This is a genomic window from Kitasatospora sp. MAP12-44, from assembly GCF_029892095.1.
Lineage (GTDB): Bacteria > Actinomycetota > Actinomycetes > Streptomycetales > Streptomycetaceae > Kitasatospora.
Window position 1 is genome coordinate 6692672 of the sequence record NZ_JARZAE010000004.1, and the last position, 15922, is coordinate 6708593.

A 15922-nucleotide genomic window follows, 5' to 3' on the forward strand; every position below is an offset into this window, starting at 1 on the left:
CGCCGCCATGTCCGAGTTGATCGGCCGATCAGGGCCGCTGGGTCGACCGCCCGTCCCGGCGCCGTACCAACTGCCGTTCCACTACGGCGCCCTGCACAACATCGGAGTGGACTACCTGGTCGACCCCGACCCGGTGCGCGCGCTGCTCGCCAAACGGCATCCGGCGCTGGCCGCCGCCGACTTCGGCGGCCGTGCCTGCGTCACCCTCAACTACCAGCTCTACTTCGCGCAGTACCCGAACGGCGGCGGCGTCACCCAGGAGATCGAGTACAGCATCATCGCCCACCCGGCGGGCGAGGCGGACCGGGTCGCCGGGTTGTCGTACCAGGAGTTCGCCCACGGGCACGACCAGACCAAGCTGCTCGGCATCGCCCGGCTGCATGTGCTGTGCGACAACCCGATGGCGATCGACGCGGGCACCAGGCTCTACGGCGAGCCCAAGTACCCGGCCTGGTTCGAGGCCGAGATGCCCTCACTGAACGGGCCGTCCGGAGAGCGCTGGAGCGTCACCTGCCGTTCCGCGGAGCTGAGTTCGGACGGTACGGCGCTGGAGCGGCGGGACACCGAGCTGTTCTCGCTGACCGCCGACCTCGCCGGCCTGGCATCGGACCCGGTCAACAACACCCCGATCACCGGCTACGGCACCGACGCCGACGGGCGGCCGCTGGCCGGGCCGATGAACGTCTACCACCCCTACCGCCACCACACGGTGGACGCCGCCGGCGCCGACCGGATCCGGCTGAGCGTGGCCGACGGCGCGAGCGAGGTCGGCGAGCACCTGACCGGGCTGATCGCGGACCGGCCCGCCGCCGGAGTCTGGTGGTACCAGTCGCCGCCGGTCGCCGCGCACAATCACCCCTACTACCTCCCAGGCCACCTCCAGCAGTGACTACGCGGGCGGCGCAGGCGCCTGAACGGACGCCAACGCGGCTTCCTGCGGCGGCTGTTCACCCTGCTGACGGTCGGCCTGCTGACGGTCGCCCGGATACCACTCGCCCGGATACCACTCGCCCGGACCGAAGCGCGCCTGGGGCACCGCCTCGGCGTGGCCGAGGAGCGCTTCGGTCCGGGCGGCCAATCGGACGGACCAGCCGCCCTCGTCCGGCCAGGCGGCGGCGAGCAGCTCGTGGCCCGCGGCGTACTGGGCGGTGAACAGCTCGGGGCCGTCCAGCCGGCGCAGCGGGGCAAGCAGCTGCTCGCTCTGCTGGAGCGTCAACTTGTCGGCGCTGGCGGTGAATCGGGCACCGTGGACGGTCTCGTGCAGCAGGATTGCGGGCAGGAACTGCGACAGCCGCAGTCCCTGGTCGTTCGGCTCCCAGCCGGCGTCCTCGTCCACCAGCCGGTGGTGCACCAGCGGGTCGCCGCCGCCGGGGGCGACGCCGAAGTCCTGCCACCCGAAGTCGTCGGCGCAGAACGCGAACAGGCTGTCGTCCTCGGACAGTTCGGCGGCCGGGACGATCCGGTGGTTGAACAGGACCGGCCGGCTGTAGCCGGAGGCGATCCGATACCACGTGCGCAGCGCCGGCGGCAGCCGGTCCGAGCCCGGCCGCGCGTCCGCGCTGGGTCGGTCGGGCGGCCCGTACCAGGAGGCGAGGAAGCCGGTGATGTCGCCGCTGCCGTCGAGGAGTTCACGCATGCGGGACAGTCTGCCGGTTGCCACTGGCAAGCGGAAGCCACTGGCAAGCGGAAGCCGCCCGCACACCGGGGAACGGTGCGCGGGCGGCTTTCTCAGCGTGGTCGGCGTGGTCGGCGTGGGCCGAGTCGGATCAGGGAGCCGAGTCGGGGACGTCGGGGCTCTTGGAGTACGCCTGGATCGGGGTCATGCCGACGCCGTTGATCTCGACGGTGCGCTGCGTGCCGACCTGGGCGCACTTGCTGCTGTCGTCGGCGGTCTGGGCGCTGGCGTTGTTAAGGGCGGCCTGGGTGTCGACGGGGGCGGGTGCGGCGGGCGCGCCGCCGCCGGACGGCGTGGTACCCGTGGAGCCGCCGAAGGTGGTGCCGGTTGTCCAGTCGGAGCCGATGATCAGCGTGATGCCGCTGCCTTCGCCGGGGACGACGGCGGAGGCGGGCAGCCCGAGCGAGGCCGCGACCTCCTTGGCGTCGGCCTCCCGGCCGGCGGTGTAGCTGACGGTGGTCCGGCTGGTGAGAATGCCCTTCACGTCGGTGCTGCGCGAGCTGTAGCCCTGCGCGATCAGTGAGTTGAGCACGACGGTGCCGCGGCCGCTGACACCGCTGCTGTTCTTGATCTGGACGGCGATGTCCGCGGCCGGCGCTCCGGCGGGCTTGGGCGCCGCACTGGTGGGCGCCGGGGCGGGCGCGGGCGCGGCGGCCGCGCCGGTGGCCTGGGCGGCGGCGGAGGACTTGTCGCCGCTACCGGTGGTCAGCGACTGGTCGTTGATGATCGTCTTGAACAGGTTCTGCGCGGCGGGCGCCACGATGATCCGGGCGTTGTTGCTCGGGTCGGGCTCGTTCTGCATGGTGGTGAAGGTGATCCGGTCGCTGGGCACCTTGTTGAGGTCGTTCGCCAGGCCCATCAGCTGCGGGATGCCGCTCAGGCCGGTGTCGACCGTCAGCGCCTGGGTGGCGGCGTTGGCCAGCGACCAGACGGCGGAAGGGTTGGTCAGCGTGCCGGCGCTCTTGAGCTGGCGGACCATCGAGCCGAGGAACATGTGCTGCGCGACGGTACGCCCCAGGTCACTGCCGTCGCCGAAGCCGTGCCGCGAGCGGACGAACGCCAGCGCGGCCATGCCCTTCAGGGTGTGGTCGCCCTTCTTCAGCTTGAGGTGCGAGTACGGGTCGTAGACGTTGTCGCTGACGCAGATCGGCACGCCGCCGACCGCGTCCGACATCTGCACCACGCCCGAGAAGTCGACGGTGATGAAGTGGTCGATCGGGATGCCGGTCAGCTGGTGGACGGCGGCGACCGTGCACCCGGGACCGTAGTCCAGGGTGCTGTTGATCATGTCCGTGTGGGCCTTCATCGAGGTGTGGTTCTGGGTGTCGGTGCAGCCCGGCAGCTGGGTCACGGTGTCGCGCGGGACGCTCATCACGGTGGCGTTGCTGCGGTCGGCCGAGACGTGCAGGACCATTTCGACGTCGGCGTTGGCACCGCTGCCGCAGTCGCCGCCGATCGCGCAGTCGGCGGCGTTGTCGCGGGTGTCGGAGCCGATCACCAGGATGTTGATCGGGGTCCGGCCGAACGCGTCCGGCGTCTCGTGACCCGCGTCACCCGAGGTCCCGGCGAAGAGCGGGGCACTGTGGATGTTGCCGTTCAGCTTCTGGTAGGCGTAGGCACCCACGCCGGCGGTCAGCAGGATGGCGCCGGCGCTGGTGTAGGCCACGATCCGCAGCACCCGGCGCGGCTTCTTGCCGCGTCCGCCGTTCTTGGTGTTCTTGCGGGCCGCCGCGCGGCCACCGGCGGCCGGCGACGGGGTCGAACCCGCGACGCGGCGCGCGCGGCGGCCTTCCCCGGACTGGCCCTGCGGTATCTCGGTCATGCCCGGTGTCCTCATTCCTCGACCGATCGGCACCAGTGGTGCATCAGTTGCGCAACTTAGCAAGTTTTCTTCGGTAGATCACACAGTGGCCTGCCTGCTGGGGAGGGCCGGCGTGGCACTTTCCGGTGCCGAAGCCTCGCGGAGGAGTGACTTTTCGCCATTGGCCAACCGAAAGACGCATGTCGAAAGCTGTCGGTTCCCGACAGGTTCCAACACCGTTCCGACATCGTTTCGCCATGTACGCGCCCATGACCTGGACAGACCGCTGCTAACTATCACTAATCGGCTGGCGTTCGGTCGCCCGGATCGGATCGGGCCGCCGTGCGACAGGCCGCTCGGTGCGCGGAGGGTGAGACGCCGTAGTGGCTCAGGAAGGCCTGCCGCAGGGTCTCGGTCGAGCCGAAGCCGCACTGCCGCGCGACGACCGCCAGCGGTAGCGTCGTCGAGCCGATCAGTCGGGCGGCGGCCTCGGCGCGCGCCGAACGCACGTACTCCGCAGGCGACTTGCCGAGCTGGTCGGCGAAGATCCGGGACAGCTGCCGGGTGCTGAGGCCGGCCCGGGCGGCCAGCGCGGGCGCGCCGAGGTCGTCCGCCGGGTGCGCGGTGATGTGCCGCACCAGCCGCCGCACCGCGCGGTGCTCGGTCGGCACAGGAGCGGTGAACATGCTCACCTGCGCCTGGTTGCCCGGGCGTTGCAGATAGGTCACCAACTGCCGTGCCACCGACCGGGCCAGGCCCGGTCCGTGGTCGTCCTCGACGAACGAGAGCGCCAGGTCCAGCGCGCTGGTCACGCCGGCCGAGGTGTAGATCGCGCCGTCGCGGATGTGGATCGGCGCGGGGTCCACCCGCACCGCCGGGTAGGTGTCGGCGAGTTCGGCCGCGAAGGCCCAGTGGGTGGTGACCCGGCGGCCGTCCAGCAGCCCGGCGGCGGCCAGCACGTCGGCGCCGGTGCAGACCGACCCGACCCGGCGGCTGACGGCGGCCAACCGCCGTACCTGGGAGATCAGTTCGGGATCGGCGGCGGCCGCCCGGTGGCCGAGCCCGCCGGCCACCAGCAGGGTGTCCAGCGGGCCGCGGAGCTTCTCCAGCGCCGACTGCGCGGCCAGCACCAACCCGGAGCTGCACGGCACCGGTTGGCCCCGCACGGTCGCCAGCCGCACCTGGTACGGCGGGTCGGCGCCCAGCCGGTTCGCCGCGTCGAAGGTGTCGCTCACGCAGGCGATGTCCAGCAGCTCCGCGTTCCGGTAACCGGCGATCACCACCCGCCGGGCATCGGTCGTCATGGCCCGTGAGCATAGCCGAGATGTCCGACAGACAGGTATCGCAGGATTTGGGACGTCAGCGGGCCCGGCCGGTTGCCCGCGTCGCGGCCCGGGCGGCACGGTGCGGAGCGGGCGGAACGACCGCCCGGACCGCCAACCGCCAACGGAGAACGACATGTTCGATGACGACGACGTGAAGACCATCGCGTTCGCGCTCTACCCCGGCATCACCGCGCTGGACCTGGTCGGCCCGCTGCAGGTGTGCAGCGCGCTCGCCGACCTGGTGCCGGGTTTCCGGACCGTCGTGCTGGCCCAGCGCATCGAGCCGATGGCCACCGACACGCCGCTCTCGCTGCTGCCCAGCCACACCTTCGAGGAGGTGCCCGCGCCGCACGCGCTGATCGTGCCGGGCGGCCTGCTGCCCACGCTGACCGCGATGGCCGACGAGTCGCTGCTGGCCGAGCTGCGGCGCACGGCCACCCGGGCGCAGCTCGTCGGCTCGGTCTGCACCGGCTCACTGCTGCTGGGGGCGGCCGGTCTGCTGGAGGGCCGCCGGTCCACCACCCACTGGATGTTCCGCCACCTGCTGCCCGGCTTCGGCGCCACCCCGGTGGCCGAACGGTGGGTGGAGGACGGGCCGTTCCTGATGGCCGCCGGCGTGTCGGCTGGTATCGACATGGCGCTGCACCTGGTCGCCAGGCTGGCCGGTGAGCAGACCGCGCGGACGGTGCAGCTGCTGATCGAGTACGACCCGCAGGCGCCGTTCGGCGGCATCGACTGGGCGACCGCGGACACCGGCGCCTACCGGCAGACCGCGGCCGACCTGCTGGCCGTGGCGCTGGCCGACCACCCCGAGCTGCACGCCCGCCTGAGCGCCTGAGCGCCGCCCACCCGCCCGTGGCCGCCGCCCACCCGCCCGTGGCCGCCGCTCACCCGCCCCCGGCCGCTGCTCACCCGCCCGTGGCCGCCGCGAGTACGGTCCGGTCGCTCGCGGGCGCGGGCGTGGTGGCGTGCGCCAGGCCCAGCAGTACGCAGCTCTCGGCCAGCACCGGGACGTCGTACGGCAGCGGCCGCGGCGCCACCTGCTCGGGTCGGCCGCGGTAGCCGCCGTCCGGCTGCCGGCAGCCGACCAGGTGGCCGAGCGCGCGGCGCAGCGCCGGGCCGGCGGCAGGGGAGCGGCTGAGCGCGGCCGCCGCGTAGGCGGTGCTGACCGGGTCGCTGGGATCGCCGCACCGGTGGCCGAACCCGCCGTCCTCGTTCTGCACCGCGCACAGGAAGCCGATGGCGAGCTGCCGGGCGGCGGGCCGGGTGGCGTCCAGGGCCTGCACGGCGTGGAAGGCGGTCGCGGCGGCGGTGCGGCCGCCGCGGCGCTCGAAGCCGCCGTCCGGCCGCTGGTGCACGGTGACGAAGTCCACAGCCCGCTCCACGGCGCGGTGGTGGGCCGGGTCGGCGGCGAGGGCGTGGGCGACGGCCGCGGTGGTCGCGAGGTCGCGGAACCCGCCGTCCGGGGCGTGGCGGCTGAGCAGGTACTCCTCGGCGGCGGTGATCGTGCCGTGGTGGCGACCCGGCGCGACGGTGCGCAGGAACGCCAGGCAGCGGGCGGTGTCGTCGACGTCGCTGAGCGCGAGCCCCGGGTGGCAGCCGAAGCCGCCGTCGGGGTTCTGCCGGGCGGCCAGTGCGTCGGCCAGCACGCCCGGATGCGGACCGGGGTGGCGGGCGCCGACCAGCGCCAGACCGGCGACGGCGGTGGCGCGCACGTCCATCCCGGCGATGAACGGCAGGCCGCCGTCGGGGCGCAGGCCGGCGGTCAGGTAGGGCAGGGCCCGTCGCACGGCCGGGCGGTAGGCGGGGTTGTTGCGCAGCGCGAGCAGGCCGAGCAGCCGGGCCAGCTGGGTGTTCTCCCGGGCCGGACCGGGGCGGCAGGCCGGTGCGAGGGTGGCCCAGTCGTGGCCGCTGACCGCGTGCGGGGTGCCGCTGCCGTAGGCGGCGAGCACGCTGACCGCCGTCATCTCCAAGCCGGCGGGGGCGAGCGCGGCGGGGGCGGGTGGGGCGGATGGGCCGGTGCGCGGGAAGTCGATGGCGCCGACTTCCGCCGCCGCGATCCGCAGGAGCAGATGCTCGGGTTCGCTGCTCAGCTGCGCGACGGCGTCCAGCGCGTCCCGCGCGTTCCGCGTGCCCAGCGCCGCCATGCCGCCGGGGGCCCCGCCGATAGTGCCCCCGCCGAGCGCGGCGCGGGCGATCGCGCACTGCAGCGGGTCCGGTGGCGACTGCGTGAGGGTGCTGCGCAGGTAGCCGGTCAGCCGGGCAGCGGCCGCCGGCTCGGCCTGTTCGGCGGTGAGCAGCCGCAGCGCGAGGGCGGACTCCAGCACCCGGCTCTCACACGGCGCCGCGATCAGCCCGTCCGGACCCAGTCGGGCGGCCACCCGCTGGGCCAGCCGGTCGCGGCAGCGCAGTACCTCGGCGTCCTTCTCGGCCATGACTGCGGAGCGTAGCGCAAGGAGTACCGACGGTGGAAAACCGGTCAGCTCGATCGGGGAGCACGGGGTGGCAGCGTGGTCAGCAGCGCCAGCACGGCGAAGGCCAGCAGGGTGCCGACGGCCGTGCGCGCTCCGGCGTCGCCGGGTACCAGGTGCAGCGCGAGCGTGACGGCCGCGACCCCGATCGCGGTGCCGAGCCCGCGGGTCATGTTGACCATGCCGCCGCCGGTGCCGGCCGAACCGGCCGGGATCGCCTTCATCACCAGGGCGTTGTTGGCGGGCACGAAGGTGCCGAGGGCCAGGCCGAGCAGGGCCAGCGGGCCGGGCAGGGTCGCGGCCTGCTGCGGCACGACCGCGAGCAGCGCCAGCGCCGCCACGCAGCCCGCCGCGCCGGCCCGGCAGCGGCGGGTGTCGCCCCAGCCGCGCGGCAGCAGGCGCTCGGCGCAGGTCGCGGCGAGCGCGAAGCCGACCGGCAGTGCGGTCAGCACCAGCCCGATCGAAAGTGCCGAGCTGCCGTGCCGGGCGAGGCCGGCCGGGACCAGCACCAGCGGGCCGAACAGCACCAGGTAGCCGCAGAGCCCGGCCAGCAGCCCGGGGCCGATCCGGCCGGTACGCAGCAGCCGCAGGTCGACCAGCGGGTTGGCGCCGTCCCGCTGGCGGCGGACGAAGGCCCAGCCGGAGCCGGCGGACAGCACGGCCAGCGCGCCCGCCGTCCAGACCGGCAGGCCGAGACCGGAGGCGACGGAGAGCGCGAGCAGCGCGCTGGTGGTGGTCGCCGCCAGCAGGGCGACGCCGGGCACGTCGATCCGGGTCGAGCGCACACAGCCGCGCGTGCGCGGTAGCAGGTAGTGGCCGGCGATCAGGGCGAGGATGCCGATCGGTACGTTCACACCGAAGACCCAGCGCCAGCCGAGGGTGGCCACCAGTGCGCCGCCGATGGTCGGGCCGAGCGCCAGCCCGACGGCCTGGCCGGCCGCCTGGATGCCGAGGGCGGCGCGCATCTTCCCGGGCGGCGCGCTGGTGGTGACCAGGGCGACGCTGTTGGCCTGCATCATCGCCGCGCCGAGCGCCTGGACGACGCGGAAGACGACGAGCAGGGTGAGGCTGGGGGCGAGTCCGCAGGCGGCGGAGGCCGCGGTGAAGACGGCGAAGCCGTAGAGGTACATCAGCTTGCGGCCGTGCGCGTCGGAGAGCCGGCCGACCGGGACCAGGAAGGCCACCAGGGTCAGCAGGTAGGCCAGCGAGACCCACTCGACGCCGGCCGGCGAGCTGTGGAACTCGGTGCGCAGCGGGTGGTAGGTCAGCGTGACGATGCTGGCGTCGAGCTGGCCCATGAACGCGCCGAAGCAGACCGTGGCCACCGCCAGCCGCCAGGCCAGCGGGTGCTCGCGGATCCGGTCCGGGCGCGGTCGCTCGGTGGTCAGCAGAGCGCGAAGGCGGGGCGCCGCCGGCCGGGGCCGGGGGACCACCGCCTCGCGTATCGCCGCGCCGGCGGGTCCGGGGGAGCTGCTGGTGTTCACATGCTGAGATTACATCGGCCTGCGACATATTCGGAAGGCGAGGTAGTCGCATGCAGATATGTTCCGCAGGAAAATATGGCGCCGACCGATCGGCAGTGCACCGCCGTCTCTCTAGGACAGGCCCTGGCCGGGAGGGCGGGCCGAGCGCGGGCGGAGGGTGGTGGCGGTTACCGCGCCGGCCAGGGTGGTGAAGGCGAGGGCGAGGACCCAGTCGCCCGTGCGGTCGTAGGGGGTACGCCCGGAGGCCAGCGGCATGGTGACGGTGAAGGCGCCGCGGAACGAGGGCGGGTACCAGGCGAGTTGGCGGCCCTGGGCGTCGAAGGCGGCGCTGACGCCGGTCAGTCCGGACTGGACGACCGGGCGCCCGGTCTCCGCGGCCCGCACCGCGGCCAGCGAGGCGTGCTGCGGCTGACCCCAACTGCCCTGGAACGTCGAGGTGCTGGTCTGGTACACGATCAGCTGGGCGCCCTTGGCGACCTCGTCCCTGGCCATGTCGGGGAAGGCGGACTCGAAGCAGATCAGCGGCGCGAAGCTGAGCGATCCGGTGTGCAGCACCACGAGCCCGTGGCCGCGCAGGCGGTTGGTCTGGGCGGCCTTGCTGAGGTCGGCGGTCCAACCGAGCAGCGGGCGCAGCGGGATGTACTCGCCGAACGGGACCAGCCGGTTCTTCTCGTAGCTGCCGGCCTCCCCGTTCGGGCTGATCAGCACGGACTGCTTGTACCAGCCCCCGCTCGAGACCGAGGGGGCGTCGACGTTCACCAGCAGGTCCGCGCCGGCCGTCGCGGAGAGCGCCTGCAGCCTGGCCAGCAGGGCCGGGTCGCCACTCAGATCGGCGTCGACACTGCTCTCGCCCCACACCACCAGGTCGGCGCCCGGCGGGAGCCCAGCCGTCGCCGCCTCCTCGGCGGCCTCCCGGGCGGCGGGGGAGTCGAGCACCCCGGGCTGGACCACCGCGACCCGCACGCTGCCGGTCACCGGCGGCTCGGTGCGCAGCGCGTACCAGACCGGCCCGGTCGCGGCGCAGGCGCCGGCCACCAGCAGCGCCGTGCCGCGCGTCCACCAGCGGCGGTTCAGCCAGGCCACCACCAGCGCGGTGTTCGCGGTCACCAGTAGGAACCCGGTGAGCCACACCCCGCCGAGCGAGGCCGAGGCGAGCAGCACGGGCTGGCGCCACTGGCTGGTCCCGAGCAGCGCCCACGGTCCGCCGAGGCTCTGCCAGGAGCGCGCCGCCTCCGCGCAGCTCCACGCGCTCGGCACCACCAGCAGCGCGGCGGCCGAGCGCCCCCCGCTGACCGGAGCGCTGAGCAGCCGGTGCACCGCCCAGCCCCAGGGCAGCCAGAGCGCGCCGAGCAGCGCGCCCATCAGCAGGATCGCCGGTCCGATGTTCGGCGTCAGCCAGTACTGCGTCGCCATCACGAACGCCGCCGCCCCCCACCAGGCCCGCACCATCGCCTCGCGCCGGGTGGGCGCGGCCCGGACCACGAGGAGCAGCGGCACCAGCGCGAACCAGGCCAGCCACCACCACGAGGGCGCGGGGAAGACCAGCACCAGCAGCGCGCCGGCCGGCAGCGCCGAAACCCGCCCGCGCAGCCGCGCCCAGCTCGGGCGGGGTCGGTGCCACAGCCCCCGCCGGGGCGCGCGGGGCGCCCGACGCAGCGGTGGTACGAGCCGCACGCCGCGGTCGGCCGCCGTCACCACCGCCCAGCCGACCGCGAACGCGGCGGCCACCCACCAGAGCAGCGCCCGCTCGCGCCCCTGGTGCCACCACGGCACCATCGCGAGGCCCGCGAGCGCGAAGGCCACGTTGTAGAGCACGTCGTAGATCGAGAAGACCCGACCGCGGACGGCGTCCGGCGTGGCCCCGCCGATCAGCGCGTCCGCCGCCACCTTGAGCACCGCGAACGCGAAGCTGACCATGCCGACGCAGGCGATCAGCACCCCGAGCGTGGGCGACAGCCCGCCGACGTACACGGCCGCGGCCGCCGGCGGGAACGCCGCCGGGACGAGCGCGCGGGCCCCGAAGCGCGCGGCCAGCGGGGTGGCCGCCACGCTGCCGGCGAACGAGGCGATCCCGGTGACGGCCAGCGCGATCCCGTATCCGGAGGCGCGCAGCCGGTACTCGCTGTCCGCGACCAGGATCAGCACCACGAAGCCCGCGCCGAGCAGCAGCCGGTGCACGGTGACGCTGAGCATCGGCCGGCGGATCTCCGGCGTACGCGCGACCACCCGCGCGCCGTCCGCCAGGTCGGTCAGGGTGCTCCGCAGGCGCGGCAGCAGCGGGTCGCCGAGCCGGCCGCCGCCCTCGCCGCCCAGCGGCGGCACGGTGGTGAAGGCCGCCGCGGCGGTGGCGTAGAGCAGTCCGGCGACCAGGAAGCCCGCCACCGCGGAGTGGCCGACTAGTTGCGAGCCGCCGACCGCACCGATGAACGCGGCGCTCATCCCGGCGATCGCGGAGAGCGCGTTCGCGGGCACCAGCCGGTCGCGCGGCACAGTGCGCGGCAGTGCGGCGCCCTTGGCGGTGAGCACCAGGCGTGAGGTGGAGAGCAGCAGGACGACGATCACATAGGCCGCCGCCGTCGAGCGGGCCTGCACGACGGCGGCGCCGCCGACCACCAGCAGTGCGCGCAGCAGCGATACCGCGATCAGCGTCCGCCGCCGGTCGAAGCGGTCGATCAGCACGCCCGCGATCGGGCCGACCAGGCTGAACGGGAGCAGGGTCACCGCGAGCACCGCCGCGATCCGGCCGGGGGTGGCGCCGTGGCCGACGTCGAAGAGGGCGAACTGGGCGAAGGCGATCTGGGCCAGCCCGTCCGCGCCCTGGCCCAGGCACTGGCCGGCCACCAGCGGGCGCAGCGGGCCCGCCAGATCCTGTCGCACCGAACCGGGACCCGGCGCGGACGGCGGGTCCTGTGCGGTCACCGCGCGATTGCCCATGCGCCCATCGTCCGGCTGCCGCCGCGCGTACGCCAGGGGACAGGGGGGCACCCGGGCGTACGCGCGACGTGTCTCAGGGGGCAGGGGCAGGGGCAGGGGGAGCAGGGGCGGGTCAGGCCAGCGTGTAGCCGAGCAGGCCGTCGATGATCTGGCCCTCGCAGTTGACGTCGTTGGAGTCGAAGTGGTCGGCGGCGCGGCAGCGCATCAGCGGCCGGGTGGCGACACCGGCCGGCGGGGCGGTGTAGACGTAGCCCAGCAGACCGAGGTACCGCTGGCCCTCGCAGTCGGCGGCCCGCGAGGAGAAGGTGTCGGTGCCGACCTCGCAGGCGTAGAGCGGGGCGGTGCCGGCGGCCTGGCCGGTGTACACGAAGCCGAGGCTGCCCTCCAGGTAGTAGCCGGCCGGGGCGGTGCCGGTGGTGGTCAGGTGCTCCGGGCCGTTGTACCGGTTGAGGTTGACGCTGCCCGCCACCGGCGCACTCGCGCACTGGACCTGGACGTCGGCCTCCCAGACCGTCGGCCACGGGAGCATCTGCGGCCGCACCGCCAGCTCGTTGATCACGTCGACCGACGGGAGCCCGAGCGGCAGGCACTGGCTCTGCGCGAAGCCCGCCGCGGCGGCCGCGCTGTACGCGTGGCTGTACGCGGCCTGCTCGGCGCCGCCGGGGCTGGTGGCCGTGGCGTAGCCGCCGTAGTCGGCCTGCTGCGGGGTGGCCGCCTGGGCGGCGGTGGGCAGCACCCCACCGGCCAGCAGGAGTGCACCGGTGGCGAGCGCAGTGCCGAGGAGGCGGTTGAGCACAGTCATGGTGGGACCCTTCGGTTGGGCTTCACGGGGTGGGAAGCGCTGGCTGGGGTGTCCGGAGCGCGGTGGTCGCTGGGTCCATTGAGGCAGCGGGAGCAGCTGGTGTCATCAGCTGATATGAATGAAGAAAGGGAATTGTCTGAAATCGTCTTCACTTTGGCTGATGAGCGAGTGGGCCCGGGGAGGGTGCGCGATCGGCCGTGGAGGGGGCACCTACGATGGAGCGGTGGCCCGATTCCAGCGTCCGATCCGCGCACTCACGTCGCTGCCCGCCCCGATCCGCTGGCTGGCCCTGCCGCTCGGGCTGCTGGCCTGCTCCGCGTTCCTGCTCGGTAGCTGGGGGGACTGGCAGCCGCCGCTGACCGCGCCGACGCCGGACGCCAAGGCCGTCGGCTACTGCCAGGCGCTGGCGAAGGCGCTGCCGCAGGCCATCGAGGGCCGCACCAGGACCTCCCCCTCCGCGGACGTCGCCGTCTGGAACAGCACGCCGCGCACGGTGCTGCGCTGCGGGGTGCCGCGCCCGAAGGCCCTGGACAAGCTCGCCAACCAGGAGTCGACCGGCCCGAACGTCAACGACGTGCAGTGGTACCTGGAGCAGGACGGCCACGGCGGCTACCGCTTCACCTGCACGCTGCGGCTGGCCTACGTCGAGGTGAGCGTGCCGGCCAAGGCCTACCCCAACTACCTCGACCCGCTGAGCTCCATCTCGGACGCGGTCAAGGCCACCGTCCCCGACCTCAGCGGGCAGCTCGGCGCTGCGAGCACCTCGTAGCCGCAGGGCCTGCGCTGCGGCGCGTCGGCAGGGCTACGCGGCCCAGTGCGCCGGGCGGGTCAGCGTCGGCGGGAGCTTGGTGGCCGCGTCGCCGCGGGCCGCCTCCAGCTGGGACTGGATCAGGAAGACGGTCCCGGTCAGGTCGGCCCCGCTGAGATCGGCGCCGCGCAGGTCCGCGCCGATCAGGTCGGCCGTCCGCAGGTCGGCGCCGCGCAGGTCGGCCTCGATCAGATACGCCCCGCGCAGACTGGCGCCGCGCAGGTCGGCGCCCTTGAGCTTGGCGCCCACCAGGTCGGCACCGCGGTGGTCCTTCTTCTTCTTCTTGACGCCTGCCCTGGCCAGCTCGCTGGCCCGCAGCAGCAGCCCGTTGACCTCGCGCCGGTGCTCGGCCACGTCGAGCTCCACCAGCGCCTCGGGGCTGCCCTGGGCCAGCTGCTCGGTCTGCTCCAGCGCGCGGCTGAGTTCGCCGTGCAGCGGACGGGCGGCGGGCAGCGCCCGGGCCTCGGTCAGGTAGTAGCGCAGCTCGTGCAGGTCGCGCATGATCGGGAAGACCGCGAACATCTGCCGTGCGGTGCCGGGGGCCTGGCGCCAGTCCTGGCCGCCGAAGGTGACCTGGGAGACCTGCTGCCCGGCGCCGAAGCAGTCGTAGACGGTGCAGCCGCGGAAGCCCTTGGGGCGCAGCTGGGTGTGGATGCCGCAGCGGAAGTCCTGCTGCAGGTTGCGGCAGGCCTGCCCGGCGCTCTTGTTGATCGCGAAGTCCACCGAGGCGGAGAAGGCGGGCACCACGCAGCACAGTGCGAAGCAGCTCTCGCAGTCGGCCCGCAGCTCGGCGCCGGGCGGGGCTGGGTGGTCGTGGTTCTCTGGCACCGGGCGCGGTCTCCTGTACGCAAACATCTGAGTTCAGCGGGCAGCCTAGCGTCAAACTTCGGGGATCCCCGGTGGAGCCCAGGGCACGGATGGCAGGATGGCCCCGCCATGCCAGCCACCGCCCGCGCCTCCGCCGCTTCCGCCCCCGCCACGGCCGCACCGCTGCCGCCGGTCCGGGCCGGGTTCGGCCTGCGTGCCGTGCGGGCGGTGCCGTTCGCCACGGTGTGCGTCGCGCTGGCCGCGGCCGGGCACGTGCTGGCCACCGGCGCGGGGACGGCCATACCGCTGCCCGCTCTGCTGTTCGGCTGGCTGGCCGTGGGCGCGGCGGCGGTCGGCACGGCGGGCAGCGAGCGCTCGCTGCCCGCGCTCTGCGGCGGGCTCGGCGTCGCGCAGCTGGCCCTGCACATGCTCTTTACCCACCTCTCCCCGCACGCGGCGTCCGGGGCCTCCGGGATAGCCGAGATGACCGGGATGTCGGACATGGCCGGGATGCCCGGCATGGCCGCCGTCCAGCAGCCCGCGGCGGCGAGTGTCGGGACGGCCGCCGTCGCCCCGCATGCGGGGCTGCTGGGGATGAGCCCGCAGATGTTCGCCGCCCACCTGCTGGCCGCACTGGCGGCGGGTTGGTGGCTGCGCCGGGGCGAGGCCGCGATCTGGCGGCTGGTCCGGCTCGGCGCCAAGGCGGCCGAGGCGGCCGGGCGAGCCTGCGCGGCCGCCCTGCGCGGCGCCCGGCTGCTCGCCGCCGCGCGTCCGGGCGGCTGGGCCGCGCCGCCGGCCCGCCCGATCCCGCCCGGCACGGACGACGGGTGGCTCAGGCTGCCCGCCCCGCTGCGGCACTCGGTGATCCGGCGCGGCCCACCGACCGGGGCGACGTTCTAAGTCCCCCCTGTCATCGGGCAACCGCCCCTCGGCTGTCGCCGACGGCTGCCCAGCTCCGGATGGAGAACACCGCTCATGTCCAAGAACACCCGTCTGCCCCGCCGCGCCGCCGCGCTCTCCGCGCTGGCCTGCGCCACCGTGCTGCTCGTCGCCGGCCCGGCCTCGGCGCACGTCACCGTCCAGCCGTCCGCAGCCCCGCAGGGCGCCTCGGACCAGTCCTTCGCCTTTCGGGTGCCGAACGAGGACGACACTGCCAGCACGACCAAGGTCGAGCTCTACTTCCCGACCGACCACCCGATCGCCTCGGCGCTGATCGCGCCGGTCCCGGGCTGGACCGACCAGATCGTGACCACCAAGCTGGCCACCCCGATCAAGACCGACGACGGTTCCATCACCGACGTCGTCTCCCAGGTGACCTGGACCGGCGGGAGCATCGCGCCCGGCCACTACCAGGACTTCACCGTGGACTTCGGCCAGCTCCCGACCGGCACCGACCAGCTGGTCTTCAAGGCGCTGCAGACGTACTCCAACGGCACCGTGGTCCGCTGGATCGACACCACCCAGCCCGGGCAGCCGGAGCCCGACCACCCGGCGCCGACCCTGCACCTGACCGCCGCCGTGCCGGACGGGGGCGCCGCACCGGCCGCCGCCGCCCCGAGCGCCGCCGCGACCACCAAGAGCGCCGCCGACGACTCGACGGCCCGCTCGCTGGGCGTCGCCGGGATCGTCATCGGCGTCCTGGGCGTGCTGACCGGAGCCGTGCTGGGCCTGCGCCGCAGGCCGGCCGGCACCGGCGGCGGCTCGGCCGGCAGCACCGGGGGTAGCACCGGGGAGTGACGCGGGGTCGGGCCCGGGGCACCTCCCCGGGCCCGACCACCGATGCTCCGTCTGCGCAGCGTTTGGGCCTAATCGTTC

The 15922-nt window shown here is 74.3% G+C and carries 13 protein-coding genes; 5 read left to right on the forward strand and 8 right to left on the reverse strand.

Features of this window, described 5'->3' with window-relative positions:
- The first annotated feature begins 7 nt into the window (after positions 1–7).
- On the forward strand, positions 8–889 hold the full coding sequence (locus P3T34_RS30375; protein WP_280669229.1) for a hypothetical protein: 882 nt from the start codon (positions 8–10) through the stop codon (positions 887–889).
- Here the strand turns inward: P3T34_RS30375 and P3T34_RS30380 are convergent, their stop codons facing one another.
- The 3 genes from P3T34_RS30380 to P3T34_RS30390 form a co-directional block, all read right to left on the reverse strand.
- Complete coding sequence (locus P3T34_RS30380; RefSeq protein WP_280669230.1) at positions 890–1636, reverse strand: hypothetical protein; 747 nt, start codon at positions 1634–1636, stop codon at positions 890–892.
- A 130-nt stretch (positions 1637–1766) separates the two neighbouring features.
- The gene (locus P3T34_RS30385) at positions 1767–3497 is read right to left on the reverse strand and encodes an LCP family protein (protein WP_280669231.1); all 1731 of its coding nucleotides are present in this window, start codon (positions 3495–3497) and stop codon (positions 1767–1769) included.
- Between the two features lie 278 nt (positions 3498–3775).
- Positions 3776–4780, reverse strand: coding sequence for a helix-turn-helix domain-containing protein (locus tag P3T34_RS30390; RefSeq protein WP_280669232.1), 1005 nt, complete (start codon positions 4778–4780; stop codon positions 3776–3778).
- 154 nt (positions 4781–4934) lie between these two features.
- Between P3T34_RS30390 and P3T34_RS30395 the strand changes: the two genes are divergently transcribed.
- Positions 4935–5639 carry a DJ-1/PfpI family protein gene (locus P3T34_RS30395; protein WP_280669233.1) on the forward strand — a complete coding sequence of 235 codons (705 nt, stop codon included), beginning with the start codon at positions 4935–4937 and terminating at the stop codon, positions 5637–5639.
- Between the two features lie 70 nt (positions 5640–5709).
- Here P3T34_RS30395 and P3T34_RS30400 read toward each other — a convergent pair whose 3' ends face one another.
- The 4 genes from P3T34_RS30400 to P3T34_RS30415 form a co-directional block, all read right to left on the reverse strand.
- Positions 5710–7236 carry a terpene cyclase/mutase family protein gene (locus P3T34_RS30400; RefSeq protein WP_280669234.1) on the reverse strand — a complete coding sequence of 509 codons (1527 nt, stop codon included), beginning with the start codon at positions 7234–7236 and terminating at the stop codon, positions 5710–5712.
- Between the two features lie 44 nt (positions 7237–7280).
- Entirely contained in the window at positions 7281–8663 is a 1383-nt protein-coding gene (locus P3T34_RS30405) for an MFS transporter (protein ID WP_280672494.1), read from the reverse strand.
- 204 nt (positions 8664–8867) lie between these two features.
- Positions 8868–11690 (reverse strand): apolipoprotein N-acyltransferase, encoded by a 2823-nt coding sequence (gene lnt, locus P3T34_RS30410; protein WP_280669235.1) that lies wholly within the window; start codon positions 11688–11690, stop codon positions 8868–8870.
- A gap of 112 nt (positions 11691–11802) precedes the next feature.
- The gene (locus P3T34_RS30415) at positions 11803–12492 is read right to left on the reverse strand and encodes a hypothetical protein (protein WP_280669236.1); all 690 of its coding nucleotides are present in this window, start codon (positions 12490–12492) and stop codon (positions 11803–11805) included.
- A 223-nt stretch (positions 12493–12715) separates the two neighbouring features.
- Between P3T34_RS30415 and P3T34_RS30420 the strand changes: the two genes are divergently transcribed.
- Positions 12716–13261: a DUF3515 family protein gene (locus tag P3T34_RS30420; protein ID WP_280669237.1), complete on the forward strand. Its 546-nt coding sequence runs from the start codon at positions 12716–12718 to the stop codon at positions 13259–13261.
- A 33-nt stretch (positions 13262–13294) separates the two neighbouring features.
- Here the strand turns inward: P3T34_RS30420 and P3T34_RS30425 are convergent, their stop codons facing one another.
- Positions 13295–14128, reverse strand: coding sequence for a pentapeptide repeat-containing protein (locus tag P3T34_RS30425; protein WP_280669238.1), 834 nt, complete (start codon positions 14126–14128; stop codon positions 13295–13297).
- A 108-nt stretch (positions 14129–14236) separates the two neighbouring features.
- Between P3T34_RS30425 and P3T34_RS30430 the strand changes: the two genes are divergently transcribed.
- Together P3T34_RS30430 and P3T34_RS30435 are read left to right on the forward strand one after the other, a co-directional pair.
- Complete coding sequence (locus P3T34_RS30430; RefSeq protein WP_280669239.1) at positions 14237–15007, forward strand: hypothetical protein; 771 nt, start codon at positions 14237–14239, stop codon at positions 15005–15007.
- A gap of 75 nt (positions 15008–15082) precedes the next feature.
- The gene (locus tag P3T34_RS30435) at positions 15083–15844 is read left to right on the forward strand and encodes a YcnI family protein (RefSeq protein WP_280669240.1); all 762 of its coding nucleotides are present in this window, start codon (positions 15083–15085) and stop codon (positions 15842–15844) included.
- The last annotated feature ends 78 nt before the right edge of the window (positions 15845–15922 follow it).